At 45.5% G+C, this 14,606-nt stretch carries 11 protein-coding genes; 3 read left to right on the top strand and 8 right to left on the bottom strand.

The window, feature by feature from the left end; genetic code table 11:
• Positions 1-176 precede the first annotated feature (176 nt).
• From AB4623_RS09260 to AB4623_RS09245, 3 genes are all read left to right on the top strand, one after another.
• Complete coding sequence (locus AB4623_RS09260) at positions 177-2,216, top strand: bifunctional diguanylate cyclase/phosphodiesterase (RefSeq protein WP_017068226.1); 2,040 nt, start codon at positions 177-179, stop codon at positions 2,214-2,216.
• A 168-nt stretch (positions 2,217-2,384) separates the two neighbouring features.
• Positions 2,385-3,398, top strand: a complete 1,014-nt coding sequence (locus tag AB4623_RS09250) for a peptidase U32 family protein (protein ID WP_408063735.1) — start codon at positions 2,385-2,387, stop codon at positions 3,396-3,398.
• 18 nt (positions 3,399-3,416) lie between these two features.
• The gene (locus AB4623_RS09245; RefSeq protein ID WP_017059237.1) at positions 3,417-4,295 is read left to right on the top strand and encodes a U32 family peptidase; all 879 of its coding nucleotides are present in this window, start codon (positions 3,417-3,419) and stop codon (positions 4,293-4,295) included.
• Between the two features lie 85 nt (positions 4,296-4,380).
• Here the strand turns inward: AB4623_RS09245 and AB4623_RS09240 are convergent, their stop codons facing one another.
• The 8 genes from AB4623_RS09240 to infB all read right to left on the bottom strand — a co-directional run bounded on the left by AB4623_RS09240 (position 4,381) and on the right by infB (position 14,590).
• A complete protein-coding gene (locus AB4623_RS09240) occupies positions 4,381-5,718 on the bottom strand; it encodes an MATE family efflux transporter (RefSeq protein WP_371721152.1) in 1,338 nt (445 codons plus the stop codon).
• A gap of 89 nt (positions 5,719-5,807) precedes the next feature.
• A complete protein-coding gene (locus AB4623_RS09235) occupies positions 5,808-6,215 on the bottom strand; it encodes a MarR family winged helix-turn-helix transcriptional regulator (RefSeq protein WP_017056675.1) in 408 nt (135 codons plus the stop codon).
• A 153-nt stretch (positions 6,216-6,368) separates the two neighbouring features.
• Positions 6,369-7,292 (bottom strand): lipoprotein NlpI, encoded by a 924-nt coding sequence (gene nlpI / locus AB4623_RS09230; protein WP_136973790.1) that lies wholly within the window; start codon positions 7,290-7,292, stop codon positions 6,369-6,371.
• A 124-nt stretch (positions 7,293-7,416) separates the two neighbouring features.
• Positions 7,417-9,537 carry a polyribonucleotide nucleotidyltransferase gene (gene pnp / locus AB4623_RS09225; protein ID WP_017059234.1) on the bottom strand — a complete coding sequence of 707 codons (2,121 nt, stop codon included), beginning with the start codon at positions 9,535-9,537 and terminating at the stop codon, positions 7,417-7,419.
• A gap of 378 nt (positions 9,538-9,915) precedes the next feature.
• On the bottom strand, positions 9,916-10,185 hold the full coding sequence (rpsO, locus tag AB4623_RS09220) for a 30S ribosomal protein S15 (RefSeq protein ID WP_010436144.1): 270 nt from the start codon (positions 10,183-10,185) through the stop codon (positions 9,916-9,918).
• 213 nt (positions 10,186-10,398) lie between these two features.
• Positions 10,399-11,352: a tRNA pseudouridine(55) synthase TruB gene (gene truB / locus AB4623_RS09215; protein ID WP_017059233.1), complete on the bottom strand. Its 954-nt coding sequence runs from the start codon at positions 11,350-11,352 to the stop codon at positions 10,399-10,401.
• Positions 11,352-11,765, bottom strand: a complete 414-nt coding sequence (gene rbfA / locus AB4623_RS09210) for a 30S ribosome-binding factor RbfA (RefSeq protein ID WP_017059232.1) — start codon at positions 11,763-11,765, stop codon at positions 11,352-11,354. The genes truB and rbfA overlap by 1 nt, the downstream gene beginning before the upstream one ends.
• A 134-nt stretch (positions 11,766-11,899) precedes the next feature.
• Positions 11,900-14,590 carry a translation initiation factor IF-2 gene (gene infB / locus AB4623_RS09205; RefSeq protein ID WP_017059231.1) on the bottom strand — a complete coding sequence of 897 codons (2,691 nt, stop codon included), beginning with the start codon at positions 14,588-14,590 and terminating at the stop codon, positions 11,900-11,902.
• Between the last annotated feature and the right edge of the window lie 16 nt (positions 14,591-14,606).

The following is a 14,606-nucleotide window of genomic DNA, read 5'->3' as shown; positions in this document are numbered from 1 at the left end:
AACTTCTGTTTGATACTCGACCTTTAATATCCTGAAAATCACAGTTATAGTAACTCAGGTAATGAGAATTACAGCGGATCGCTGCACTCACAGGTAAATATCGATAGCCACACAAAAAGTAATAAATATTTATCGATAGTGAATATTCAAGCTCTTGGAGAATTGGTAGTACTTTGATGCCTCCCCAACAACTACAACATTGGTTTACCCAGCTAACTGCAAATAGTCCGTTCTTTTTTGCAGTACTTGATGCTCAACATAACTATTTTATGGTGAATGAGCGTTACTGCGATATTGCTGGTTTGAGTCAAACAGAGCTTGCAGGCATGAATGATCGCCAAACATTGGGCGAACAGTTCTACCAACATCTCAAGCCTTACTATGAGCGTGCATTCAGTGGCGAAACGATTGAGGCCGAAGTCACCCTCAACGAAACAGACCTCGATACCAGCCTTCATTTCAGCCTATCTCCGCTTACCAATGGCAACAAAACCGACTACATCGTCTTTCACGCCTTCGACACATCAGAAAACCAAGTACTTGTCCGTTCTTTAGAAGAATCCGAAGCCAAATTCCACAAACTATCTCAACTACTTCCAGATGGATTACTGCTCGTTGAAAGTGACTACATCTTGTCATCTAACCCAGCAGCAGCGCGCTTGCTTGGCTTTAACTCAACCACAGAGTTAATTGGTGAAGAGTTGGGACGCCTATTTATCGATGAACAAACCAAAACAGTCTTCAATAATAACCTCAGCTCTATTATTTCTGAGTCTGGTTTGGTTTGCTTAACGGGTGCACGATGCGGCTTTGAACGTAAGGTTCAGCTCAACATCGACTCCACCACTGTTCTTGGAAGCAACACTCAGTTGGTGCTTATCCAAGACGCACAAGAAACCGCAAAACAATACACACCGGCAAACAGTGAAGATGCCTACATCGATGCACTGACCAAGCTCTACAACCGAGTTGGGTTTACTAAGCGTCTTGAGCAGTTCATTCACAACGATACGCCGGTGGTGATGCTCTACTTAGACATTGATAACTTCAAGAATATCAATGACTCACTTGGTCATCACATCGGTGACAAGGTGATAAAAGAGGTCGCTTCGCGCCTTAAACGCTTACTGCCTCGTAAGGCCGTGATTGGGCATTTAGGCGGGGATGAGTTTGGTATTATCTTGCCAGAACCTGAACATCAGCGAACACCTGAAATGCTCGCTGAAAAGATCATATCCCTTATCAACCAACCCTTCGATCTTCACCACTTTAGCAAACGCTTAGCCTGCTCTATTGGTAGTGTGAGCTTTCCTCAAGATGGTACTGATGCTCGTATCTTGCTGCAAAATGCAGACACAGCAATGTATGAAGCGAAAGATCGTGGTCGTAATCGTCTGATCAAGTTCAACGAACAGATGAATAAAGAAGCGCGTATGCGACTGTGGCTTGAGATAGAGCTCCAAAAAGCACTGCAACAAAATGGACTTGAGGTTTGGTATCAACCGAAAGTGAATGCCCGTGATTTCACCATCAACGGCGCTGAAGCTCTGGTACGTTGGAAGCATCCTGTCGAAGGTTATATCAGTCCGGCCGCGTTCATTCCTGTGGCGGAACGAGCAGGGCTTATTGAACAACTTGGCCGAGTGGTAATGCGTGAAGTATTTGCTACGGTTAAGCGCTGGAAGATGCAAGGTATCCTTCCAGGTCGAGTGGCTATCAACCTTTCACCAGAACAGTTTGGTAACCCGAAACTGATTGATTACATGGAAAAGCTACTGCGTTCGACCGAGCTTGATCCAAGTGCGATTACGTTCGAGCTAACGGAAAGTGCGGTGATGAGTGATAGTGAACACACACTCCAAATGCTTAACGCCATCAAGAAACTTGGCTTTGCTCTCTCCATTGATGATTTTGGTACAGGTTACTCTTCACTGTCTTACCTTGCTCGCTTCCCAATTGATGAGCTTAAGATAGACCGTGCTTTCATCTCTGATATCGATACCCTACCAAAGCAAATCACCGTAATTGAAAACATCATCAACCTAGGTAAATCTCTCGATTTGACCGTGGTTGCTGAAGGTGTCGAAACCAGTGAGCAAGCAACTCTGCTATCGAACCTCAACTGTAGTTCGATTCAAGGCTTCCACTTCTACCGTCCGCAACCAAAACAAGATGTCGAAGAGTTGTTTGCCCAAAACCGCCGTCATAAGAACTAATCAAGTACCTCATATTTAAACCAAGCCAACATGTAAAACGGTCACTCGTCAGTACCTCAAACGGAGTAAAAGCAGATTTATCCATCTAAACCTGCCTTACATCAATTTCGTCATTCACAATTCTTCATAAAATGCTCGCTTCAACTTAATTCTACTGGTAGTGAGCAAATGGAACTCTTATGCCCAGCGGGTAACTTACCTGCTTTGAAAACCGCTATTGATTGTGGTGCGGATGCTGTCTATATCGGATTCAAAGACGATACCAATGCCCGACACTTTGCAGGCCTAAACTTTGCGGGTAAAAAGCTCAATCGTGCTGTGCAGTATGTGCATGACCACAACAAGAAAATTCATGTTGCCCTAAATACGTTTGCTCACCCAAATGGCTTCGACCGTTGGACTAATGCCGTAGACAACGCCGCTGCTCTGGGTGTTGATGCGCTGATCATCGCAGACATCGCGGTGCTTGAGTACGCAGCAAATAAGTATCCAGATCTCGAACTGCACCTATCAGTGCAAGCATCTGCGACCAATGCGGCGGCTATCGACTTCTACCATAAAAACTTCAACGTTAAGCGTGTCGTACTACCGCGTGTGTTGTCGATTCATCAGGTCAAACAGCTTTCTCGTAACATCACTTCTGACGTTGACCTTGAAGTATTCGCTTTTGGTAGCTTGTGCATCATGGCAGAAGGCCGTTGCTACCTCTCTTCATACATGACAGGCGAATCACCAAATACCGTTGGTGCTTGTTCTCCCGCAAAATACGTTCGCTGGCAAGAAACAGAAACTGGCCTCGAGTCTCGCTTGAACGAAATCCTTATCGATAAGTATGAAGCAGGTGAGAACGCAGGTTACCCAACGCTGTGTAAAGGCCGCTTTGAAGCCGAGATCGATGGTGAACGTAAGCGCTATCACGCACTTGAAGAGCCCACCAGCCTCAACACGCTATCCATGTTGCCTGAGCTTTTCGCGGCAAACGTTGCCTCAGTGAAGATTGAAGGTCGCCAACGCAGCCCGGCTTATGTTGAACAAGTCACTCGCACTTGGCGCGCAGCTATCGATCGCTACTTAGCGAACCCAGAACAATACCAAGTGGAACAAGCTTGGAATGCGACACTGGCGAATGTATCTGAAGGTACACAAACCACGCTTGGCGCTTATCACCGTAAATGGCAATAGAGCCAAATGGAGAACTCAATGAAATACGCATTAGGCCCTCTACTTTATTTTTGGCCAAAACAAGACGTTGAAAGCTTCTATGAGCAAGCGAAATCAAGCTCTGCCGATATCATCTACCTAGGTGAAGCGGTGTGTTCAAAGCGTCGTGAGATGAAAGCGAAACACTGGATGGACATTGCTAAAGAGCTGTCGGCTTCAGGTAAGCAAGTCGTACTTTCCACCATGGCATTGCTAGAAGCACCAAGCGAAGTCAACATCATGAAGAAGTACATCGATAACGGTGACTTTGCGATCGAAGCCAATGATGTGTCTGCAATTCAACTGGCCAGCGAAAGCAAAGTACCTTTCGTGGTTGGCCCGGCAGTAAACACCTACAACGCACGCACCCTGAACCTATTCTTGAAACAAGGCATGACGCGTTGGTGTATGCCGGTTGAGCTTTCTCGCGAATGGCTAAGCAACGTAATGACCCAGTGCGAAGAGCTAAATATTCGTAACAAGTTCGAAGTTGAAGTGTTTAGCCACGGCTACCTGCCGCTTGCTTACTCAGCACGCTGCTTTACCGCTCGCGCTGAAAACAAAGCTAAAGACGATTGCGAAACCTGCTGTATCAAGTACCCAACAGGGCTACAAGTAGAAAGCCAAGAAGGCCAATCAGTCTTCAACCTTAACGGTATTCAGACGCAATCAGGCTACTGCTACAACCTAGTCAATGATTTACCGAACATGCACGACCTGGTTGATGTGGTTCGTTTAAGCCCTCTCGGTATCGATACCTTCTCTGAAATCAACAACTTCAGAGCAAACGAGCAAGGTCAAAAACCGATGAAAATTGAAAGCCGCCAATGTAATGGGTATTGGCATCAGCTTGCAGGTTTAGACGTTAAGAACATCTAGTTCCTCGCATTGGACTAACCAGTAACAAATACAAAATAGGTCTAGCATTCGCTAGACCTATTTTATTCGACTTAAGAAACGCGACCTATGCCGCCGCGGTTTCCATCGATGAGGCATCGAGCTTCTTTATATCTTTGTAGAGCATCACCATCACCACCACACTTAGCGCGATGTTAGACAGTGGGTACGCAATCCAGATCCCCGGCACACCATACAACTTAGGCATAATGTACAAGAACGGTAGTTGGATAAGCATATTACCTATAGTCACAAACATCGCCTTGCTGCCCTTGTTCACCGCTTGATAGTAAGCAGCTGCGACTACCAAGAAGCCATCCAGCGCCAGTGCAAACATGTGAAGGCGAATACCCAACACGGTGTACTCAACCAACTGAGGTTCGTCTGAGTTAAATACTGATACAAACTCACGTGGGAACGCATTGAGAAGCAGCACGAACGCCACACCAATCAATACCGAACTCATCATCGCAATCTTAAGTAGCTTGCGGATGTTTGCTTGGTTACGCGCACCATGGTTGTAGCTCACCAATGGTTGCATGCCGTTGGCGATACCTTCAGCCGTGAGATAATAAACCGTCACGATGTAGCCCAAAATCGCGTAAGCACCAATCATCAACTGGTCGCCATATTGAGAGAACAACGCATTGTGCAACGCCACCATCATCGAACCATAAGCGTACATAAAGAAGCTTGATGTACCAATGGCGAAGATTTGTGGAATCACATCCAGCTTCAATCTCAACTCATTCCAACGTAAACGTAGGTTTGCTCGACGCGAGAAGAAGTAAGCCAAGCCGAGAGCCGTTACTACAAACTGGGCAATCGCTGTTGCTAATGCTGCACCCATCAACTCCCAGCCATAGAGAGCGATAAACAGGTAATCGAGCACGATATTAATCACCGCACCAACGATCATCAGTATCGTCGCTAAGTTCGGACTGTCATCGTTACGCAGTAGAAACGGCATCGCGATCGAACCTAGCGTGAAGACACTAGCACCAATCAGAATGTGTAAGTACTGCAGACCAAGTTCATACACTCGCCCTTCAGCGCCCTGCCAAAGCAAGAAGTTATCAGCAAACAAGAACAGCAATGCAGAGACAATAGGCGTTATCGCTAACAACAAGGTTAAGCCCGTTGCTAAGATCTGCTTAGCGCCTTGAGTATCTTTTTCACCTTGGCGAATCGAGACAAGCGCACCTGTGCCCACACCCACCAACATACCAATACCAAGAATCGAACCAATCACAGGCCACGCAACATTGATACCTGCAAGTCCATCAGCCCCCACATAGCGGCCAATGAAGATGCCATCCACCACTTGGTACAGGCCATTAACCAACATGGCCGCCACGGTAGGGATTGTGTATCGCCAAAATTGACGACTAATTGAGTTACTCATTTCTTACTCTACTTTCATTTGTGAGTCGCATATCAACAAGATATGACTCGAAAAATTAGTTAACAAGGCTAACTAAATATCTAAATTATTTACTTTAAAGCTTTATTTAATAATAGGTTTAACTGCTGAGATTCTTGCTCAGACAAACGGCTTTCCAGTATCTGTGCCATGACCTGATAGATCTTACTTTCTTCTTCCAAGCCGACTTCCGCTTTGCTGGTCAGTACGACCAACTTAGACCTCGCATCTTCGAGCGAAGCTTTACGCTCAACGAGACCTTTTCTCTCTAACCTTTGAACCATAGTAGTTGCTGAAGGCTTGGTTACTTGCATTTCAATCGCCAGATCTGTCAATCGGATCGGTTCAGGAGAGGCTTGAATGACCTTCAAATAGTCATATTCATTGAAGCTCAATTGGCAAATAGGATCTTCATTTACCTGAGTGCGCCATATCTTAGAGGCGAAGCGCTCAATCTTTTCTAAATTCTGGTTCAGCATACTCACCTAATCAAAGAATAGCATTTAGTTAGCAAGGCTAACTATTTTAGTGTTGTTTAAATAAAAAGCAATCAAAACGAGATGAAGATCATAAAAAAGGAGCATAAAAAAACCGCTGACAGACAGCGGCTTTTCGGAATCAAAATGTGTTGCTTACTTAGCGTTGGCTTCTTCTTCGGCCTCAGCCAGCTTAACTTGCGCTAAGTGCTCAGCTTTAAGTGTGGTGAAGATACGGCTTAACTCTAAGAAAGAGTAACGATGTTCTACGTATTCATACACGTTAAAAGAAACCGCTAACTTGTACAAAGAGATAGCATTCGCGTAATCACCATTCATATGGTAACGCTTAGCAAGGTAGAAGTACGTCTCTGTTAGACGCTGCGCAAGTAACGTGTTGTCACGAGTACCGGTTAAGATCGCCTTGAAAGCCTGCTCTTCAGTAATGTCATCAAGCATAATCGCGACTAATACCCAACCCCACTGCTCATCACGGCTCTCGTAACGTTTTTGCAAATCAAGCTTAGCCTGCTCTGGCGTCAGCTCATGCTGAATGATGTACAACCACAGAGCGCGAAACGGATCGCTAGGATCGTCGGCATAGTGCTTCATCATCTCTTCATTGGCTAAGTCGTAACGCTCGCCATAGTAAAGCGCGATAGAGCGGTTCCTTTCTGCGTAAGAGTTTGCAGAATCAAGCTCTAACGTAGAATCAAAAGATTCATAAGCCGCATCAAACTCCCCTACCTGCGTAAAGTAAACACCCAAAAGATTGAAGATATCAGGTTGAGCAGGGTTCAATGAAAGAGACTGGTTGAAGTCGAGACGCGCGAGATCACGCAGGCCAACACTGTCGTAGTAGTTACCACGTTCAAACAGCATCTTAGCTCGAACTTCATCGTTCAAATCTGGGCGCTGTAATAACTGACTAAGACGTGCAATTTGAACTTCTTGCTGAACGCTTGGTTGCAGTGGCACAGCCATCGGTGGATAAACCCAACTTGAGGTGTTATCTGATGTTGTCGCACAACCTGTTAGTACAAGCAGTAAACACATACTCGCGGTTTGAAACCATTTCACAAATAATTACTCCTGTTATGACCGCAATAAAAAAGGGGAGCGATATGCTCCCCTTTATAACATGCTTTGTTGACGATAGGTTAGAAATCACTAAAAAGCGATATCACCATCGACACACTGAGAATTACTCAGCAGCAGGTGCTTCGCCTTCAGCTGGCGTTTCAACTGCTTCTTTCATGCTTAGACGTACACGGCCTTGACGGTCAATTTCAAGAACCTTAACAGGAACTTCTTGACCTTCAGTTAGGTAGTCAGACACTTTCTCAACGCGCTTGTCAGCGATTTGAGAGATGTGTACTAGACCATCTTTACCTGGAAGGATAGTAACGAATGCACCGAAGTCAGCTAGACGAGCAACTTTACCTTGGTAAATGCGGCCAACTTCAACTTCAGCTGTGATCTCTTCGATACGACGGATAGCTTCTTTAGCAGCTGCGCCTTCAGTAGCAGCAATCTTGATTGTGCCATCGTCTTCGATTTCGATTGTAGTACCAGTTTCTTCACAAAGAGCACGGATAACTGCGCCGCCTTTACCGATAACATCTTTGATCTTATCAGAGCTGATTTTCATTGTGTGGATACGTGGAGCGAATTCAGAGATATCTTCACGAGCACCAGAGATAGCTTCATCCATTACAGAAAGGATGTGCTTACGTGCGCCTTGCGCTTGGTTAAGTGCAATTTGCATGATCTCTTTAGTGATACCTTCGATCTTGATGTCCATTTGAAGTGCAGTGATACCAGCGTTAGTACCTGCTACTTTAAAGTCCATGTCACCTAGGTGATCTTCGTCGCCAAGGATGTCAGAAAGAACAACGAAATCGTCGCCTTCTTTAACAAGACCCATTGCGATACCCGCAACAGAAGCTTTGATTGGAACACCAGCATCCATAAGAGCTAGAGATGTACCACATACAGAAGCCATTGAAGAAGAACCGTTAGATTCTGTGATTTCCGATACAACACGAACTGTGTATGGGAATTCTTCAACAGAAGGCATTACTGCTTGGATACCACGTTTAGCAAGCTTACCGTGACCAATTTCACGACGCTTAGGAGAACCAACGAAACCAGTTTCACCTACACAGTATGGAGGGAAGTTGTAGTGTAGAAGGAAGTTGTCTTTCTTCTCACCCATCAGGCTGTCGATGATTTGAGCATCACGTTGTGTGCCAAGCGTTGCAGTAACAAGTGCTTGAGTTTCACCACGAGTGAATAGAGAAGAACCGTGTGTACGTGGAAGAACACCAGTACGTACGTCTAGCGCACGAACCATGTCTTTTTCACGGCCATCGATACGTGGGTTGCCAGCGATGATGCGGCTACGTACTACGTTTTTCTCTAGAGAACCAAGCATGCCGCGGATTTCGCGCTCATCTAGGTTTTCGTCTTGTGCAATTAGAGCTTCAACAACGTCGTTCTTGATTACGCCAACTTGCTCGTAACGAGCCATTTTCTCAGTGATCTGGTACGCGTCAGATAGACGAGTTTCAGCAAGTTCAGCAACTTGAGCTTTAAGCTCAGTGTTAACTGCTGGTGCTTCCCAGTTCCAAGATGGAGTTGCAACTTCAGCAGCAAACTCGTTGATTGCTTTGATTACAACTTGTTGTTGGTCGTGACCGTAAACAACAGCTGAAAGCATTTCTTCTTCAGATAGGTTATCTGCTTCAGATTCAACCATAAGTACTGCGCCTTCTGTACCAGACACAACTAGGTCTAGTTTAGAGTTTTCAAGCTCAGTATTTGATGGGTTAAGAACAAGTTCGCCGTCGATGTGACCAACACGTGCAGCACCGATAGGACCATTGAATGGAGCACCAGAGATAGCAAGCGCAGCAGATGTTGCGATCATAGTGATCATGTCTGGGTTTACGTCAGGGTTGATAGAAACAACCGTAGCGATAACTTGAACTTCGTTTTTAAACGCACTTGGGAAAAGTGGACGAATTGGACGGTCAATCAGACGAGCTGTTAGTGTTTCGCCTTCAGATGGACGACCTTCACGCTTGAAGAAACCACCAGGGATTTTACCCGCAGCGTATGTACGCTCTTGGTAGTTTACTGTTAGTGGGAAGAAGTCTTGACCTGCAACTGCTTCTTTCTTAGCAACAACAGAAACGAATACTGAAGTATCGTCCATAGTCGCCATTACAGCAGCAGTAGCTTGACGTGCAATTACGCCCGTTTCTAGAGTAACGGTGTGGTTACCGTACTGGAACGATTTTACAACTGGTTTTTCAAACATTGTATATCCTTAGCTCTAAAGTCAGACTTTAGATTAAGTGAATAATGACTCAAGACATTACCAATCGCGACTAGTGAAAAGGGACTTAGGATGGTGACTCTTTGTATGTGTTCATACGCCGAATTAAGACCAAATCCGCCTTTGAATAGTCGCGACCTATTGGCCGACATCTGTGACTGTAATCTCTTGAGAGGTTGATTGCCAAACGCTGAAAACGCTATAGGCGGGCGTAGTATAAACTATTTTTATTAGGAGATATATTTCCTATCAGAAAAAGCCAGATGATATTCTGAGCATCCAGCCTAGCATTTTCTTACAGGCACAAAAAAAGGAGCATAAATGCTCCTTTTCTTCAAACTGTCTTTGCAGACATCGCTATTAGCGACGTAGGCCTAGACGCTTGATTAGGTCTTGGTAACGAGCAAGGTTTTTGCCTTTCAAGTAATCAAGAAGCTTACGACGGCTAGAAACCATACGTAGTAGACCACGACGGCTGTGGTGATCGTGTTTGTGCGCTTTGAAGTGACCTTGTAGGTGGTTGATAGAAGCAGTAAGTAGTGCTACTTGTACTTCTGGTGAACCTGTGTCGCCTTCAGATTGTGCGTATTCTGCAACGATTGCTGCTTTAGTTTCTGCATTCAGAGACATAATTCTCTCCTGATAAGAGTAAGTTTATATTTGTAGCAGCCAATCTCTGATTCAGCCGCTACGCGAGCCGAGGATTATAGGGAAGTTTGTCAGTTGGTGCAATAACAATCGAACCCATTAAAAACGAAAAAAGCGAACCACCTAAATTAGGCGTTCGCTTTCTATCTTATTTGCTCACTTTTCACGACTCAGCGCTAAGATCCGATGTAAGCGCTACGCTTGTGGCTCTTCATCTCTGAAAACAACCAAACGCTTCGGTGCAACTCGGCCATCTTCAGCAATCTGAGCTACGCCGACAAACAGCTTCTCTTCGCCACTTGTCATACGAACCGTGCCTTCAGTTGGCGCACCAGCAACCTGAACTGGCATACCGTGCTGAACTAGGTCAGTCAGTTCCGCGTTCAGGTTTACTTCTGGTAAGTCTTCAACGGCAGTGTCCATTGGCATCAGCAGTGGATCAAGCAGCTCTTTCGGTGCAATTTCTTGCGCCTGTGCTTGCTCTAGGATCTCGTTTAACTGCTCCAAAGTCACCATACGCTCGTATGGGTACTTTGCGACACCTGTACGACGAAGCATGGTCACGTGAGCACCACAACCTAGCATTTCACCAAGGTCGTCGGTAATTGTGCGGATGTATGTGCCTTTCGAACAATGCACTTCCATTTCAACTTCATCACCTTCAAAGCGAAGCAGTTCAATAGAGTACACAGTGATCTTACGAGACTCACGAGGAACCTCGATACCTGCACGTGCGTATTCGTACAAAGGCTTACCTTGATACTTCAATGCCGAAAACATTGATGGTATCTGATCGGTTTCACCCTTGAAGCTCGCAATGCAACGTTCAAGCTGTTCTTGAGTCACGTTAACATCACGTGTCTCTACCACTTCACCATCAGAGTCAGAGGTATTGGTACGCTCACCAAGCTTAGCGATAACAACGTAGCGCTTATCAGAATCTAGAAGAAACTGAGAGAACTTCGTTGCTTCACCAAGACAAATTGGCAGCATGCCAGTCGCAAGAGGATCCAGAGCACCGGTGTGCCCTGCCTTCTCTGCAAAGTAAATACGCTTTACTTTTTGCAGTGCATCATTAGACGAAATGCCAGTCGGCTTATCTAATAGAATTACCCCGTTGATAGGGCGACCTTTACGACGGCGAGCCATTACTCTTCGCCCTTAGACTGAGCTTCGTCAGTGCGGCCAGCTTCTTCTTGCTTACGCTTATCATCGTTCAGAACTTCACTTACTAGGTTAGACATACGCATGCCTTCTACTAGTGTGTTGTCGTAAGTAAAACGAACTTCAGGCGTTAGACGGTGGCGAATACGCTTACCAAGAGCCATACGAACTGGCACTTCATGCTCTTTAAGAGCTTTAAGGCATGATTCAGGAGTTTGCTCACCAACACACAGGAAAGTCACGAACACTTTTGCGTAAGCAAGGTCACGAGACACTTCTACGTCTGAGATAGTTACCATACCAATACGTGAGTCACGAACTTCACGTTGTAGGATAAGCGCAAGCTCTTTTTGAAGCTGCTGAGACACACGTTGTGTGCGGCTAAATTCTTTTGACATTTTCTTTTCTCACTTAGAAAGATGGGGGGCTTGGTAATAACCAGCCCCCCATGGTGTATTCAACAACCGATTACTTATTACCTTTACTAGTAATGTTAGTAACCTTAGTCAATATGTCGAGTCGTACAGACTGATTAGTCTAGAGTACGTTTAACCTCAACGATTTCGAATACTTCGATCTGGTCACCAACGCGAACGTCGTTGTAGTTCTTAACGCCGACACCACACTCGTAACCGTTCTTAACTTCTTGAACGTCATCTTTAAAGCGACGAAGTGACTCTAGTTCACCTTCGTAGATAACAACGTTTTCACGAAGTACACGGATTGGGTTGCTACGCTTAATCGTACCTTCAGTCACGATACAACCAGCGATTGCACCAAGTTTAGGCGACTTAAATACGTCACGAACTTGTGCAAGACCAATGATCTCTTGACGGAATTCAGGAGCAAGCATACCGCCCATCGCCTGTTTAACTTCGTCAATTAGTTGGTAAATGATTGAGTAGTAACGTAGATCTAGGTTTTCGTTCTGAACCGTGTTACGCGCAGTTGCGTCAGCACGAACGTTGAAACCAAGGATGATAGCGTTAGAAGCTGCAGCAAGCGTTGCATCAGTTTCAGTAATACCACCAACACCAGAACCTACGATGTTCACTTTCACTTCGTCAGTTGACAGTTTCAGTAGAGAGTCAGCAATCGCTTCTACAGAACCTTGAACGTCAGCTTTAAGTACCACGTTAAGCTCAGCAACTTCGCCAGCCGTCATGTTCGCGAACATGTTCTCTAGTTTCGCTTTTTGTTGGCGAGCTAGTTTAACATCACGGAATTTACCTTGACGGTAGTTCGCAACTTCACGTGCTTTACGCTCATCACGTACAACAGTCGCTTCATCGCCTGACGAAGGAACACCAGAAAGACCTAGAATTTCTACAGGAATAGATGGACCTGCAGTTTCGATGTCTTTACCGTTTTCATCACGCATTGCACGAACACGGCCGTACTCTTGACCACAAAGAACGATATCGCCTTTGTTTAGAGTACCAGACTGTACTAGTACTGTTGCAACTGGACCACGACCTTTATCAAGACGAGATTCAACAACAACACCAGACGCCATGCCTTCTTTAACCGCTGTAAGTTCAAGAACTTCAGACTGAAGAAGGATAGCTTCTAGAAGACCATCGATGTTTGTACCCTGTTTAGCAGAGATGTGAACGAAGATGTTCTCACCACCCCATTCTTCAGGGATAACGTCGTATTGAGCTAGCTCATTCTTAACGTTGTCTGGGTTTGCACCCTCTTTATCGATCTTGTTCACAGCAACAATCAGAGGAACGCCTGCCGCTTTCGCGTGCTGGATTGCTTCGATTGTTTGTGGCATTACGCCATCGTCTGCTGCAACTACAAGTACAACGATATCTGTCGCTTGAGCACCACGAGCACGCATAGCTGTAAACGCCGCGTGTCCAGGAGTATCAAGGAAAGTGATCATACCGTTGTCAGTATCTACGTGGTAAGCACCAATGTGCTGCGTGATACCGCCAGCTTCGCCAGAAGCAACGTGTGCTTTACGAATGTAATCAAGTGTTGAAGTTTTACCGTGGTCAACGTGACCCATGATAGTAACAACAGGAGCACGACCTTCAGCGATAGCATCGCTATCACGGTCAGCTAGTACTGCTTCTTCAAGTTCGTTTTCTTTACGTAGGATTACCTTGTGACCCATTTCTTCAGCAACAAGTTGTGCTGTTTCTTGGTCGATCACTTGGTTGATAGTCGCCATAGCGCCCATCTTCATCATTACTTTGATAACTTCAGTTGCTTTAACTGACATTTTGCTAGCCAGTTCAGAAACAACGATAGTTTCGCCGATAGCAACGTCAGATTTAGCAACAGTTGCTGACTTATCGAAGCCTTGCTGCATTGAAGTTGGTTTAGCAAGCTTACCTTTACCGCCACGACCACGCTGGTTACGACCACCACGGTTGTTTGCAGGTTGGTTAGCAGGAGCTGCTTTCTTCTTGCGACGACGAGGTGCTTTCTCATCTTTCTTATCTGCCGCATCTTCAGCTTCACGAGCGTAAGTAGAAGTAGTCACATGGTAATCCGCAGATTTCTCTTGCTCTTTCTTCTTCTTCTCTTCTTCAGACCAACGTTCTTGGTTCTCTTCTGCTAACTTACGAGCTTCTTCAACAAGCTTAGCTGCTTCAGCTTCTGCTTTACGAGTTGCTTCTAGCTCTTGACGAGCTTTAAGTTCATCCGCTTCTTTTTTCGCTTGTGCGTTAGCGTCTGCATTTTTTGAATTCATGTCTTTTTTAGCCTTTTCAGCTTGTGCGCGTTGAGCCTTCTCTTCAGCTTCACGTTTTGCATCCGCTTCACGTGTTACTTTTTCTTCAGCTTCGCGCTGTGCTTTCTCTGCAGCATCACGTTTCGCTTGCTCTTCAGCATCGCGTTGTGCTTTCTCTTCCGCTTCACGATTAGCTACTTCCTCAGCTTCACGTTTCGCTTCATCTTCAATAGTGCTGCGCTTCACGTAAGTACGCTTTTTACGTACCTCTACTTGAACATCCTTACTCTTACCGCCTCCAGCGGCAACACTTAGCGTGCTGCGGGTCTTGCGTTGAAGAGTTAAACGAGTCGGTTCTGTTTCGCCTGAAGTATCGCCGTGCTCCTTTTTAAGGTGCGTTAGCAATGTTTGCTTCTCTGAATCAGTCACTTGATCCGACCCTGCTTTCTTCATGCCTGCATCAGCAAGTTGTTCAATTAAGCGGTCAACTGGCGTACCAATCTCTTCACTCAGTGCTTTAACTGTTAATTGTGTCATACCGCTTTCTCTCCTT

Source organism: Vibrio sp. 10N.222.52.C12, from assembly GCF_041474215.1.
GTDB lineage: Bacteria > Pseudomonadota > Gammaproteobacteria > Enterobacterales > Vibrionaceae > Vibrio > Vibrio crassostreae_C.
Note: the sequence above shows the minus strand (reverse complement) of the source record. Positions and strands in the feature narration are given on the sequence as shown.

What these genes read in the sequence shown, in the direction of transcription:
- rbfA (WP_017059232.1), bottom strand. Translation starts at nt 11,765, where the DNA reads ATGTCAAAAGAATTTAGCCGCACACAACGTGTGTCTCAGCAGCTTCAA.
- AB4623_RS09235 (WP_017056675.1), bottom strand. Translation starts at nt 6,215, where the DNA reads ATGCTGAACCAGAATTTAGAAAAGATTGAGCGCTTCGCCTCTAAGATA.
- rpsO (WP_010436144.1), bottom strand. Translation starts at nt 10,185, where the DNA reads ATGTCTCTGAATGCAGAAACTAAAGCAGCAATCGTTGCAGAATACGCA.
- AB4623_RS09245 (WP_017059237.1), top strand. Translation starts at nt 3,417, where the DNA reads ATGAAATACGCATTAGGCCCTCTACTTTATTTTTGGCCAAAACAAGAC.
- pnp (WP_017059234.1), bottom strand. Translation starts at nt 9,537, where the DNA reads ATGTTTGAAAAACCAGTTGTAAAATCGTTCCAGTACGGTAACCACACC.
- infB (WP_017059231.1), bottom strand. Translation starts at nt 14,590, where the DNA reads ATGACACAATTAACAGTTAAAGCACTGAGTGAAGAGATTGGTACGCCA.
- truB (WP_017059233.1), bottom strand. Translation starts at nt 11,352, where the DNA reads ATGGCTCGCCGTCGTAAAGGTCGCCCTATCAACGGGGTAATTCTATTA.
- AB4623_RS09250 (WP_408063735.1), top strand. Translation starts at nt 2,385, where the DNA reads ATGGAACTCTTATGCCCAGCGGGTAACTTACCTGCTTTGAAAACCGCT.
- AB4623_RS09260 (WP_017068226.1), top strand. Translation starts at nt 177, where the DNA reads ATGCCTCCCCAACAACTACAACATTGGTTTACCCAGCTAACTGCAAAT.
- AB4623_RS09240 (WP_371721152.1), bottom strand. Translation starts at nt 5,718, where the DNA reads ATGAGTAACTCAATTAGTCGTCAATTTTGGCGATACACAATCCCTACC.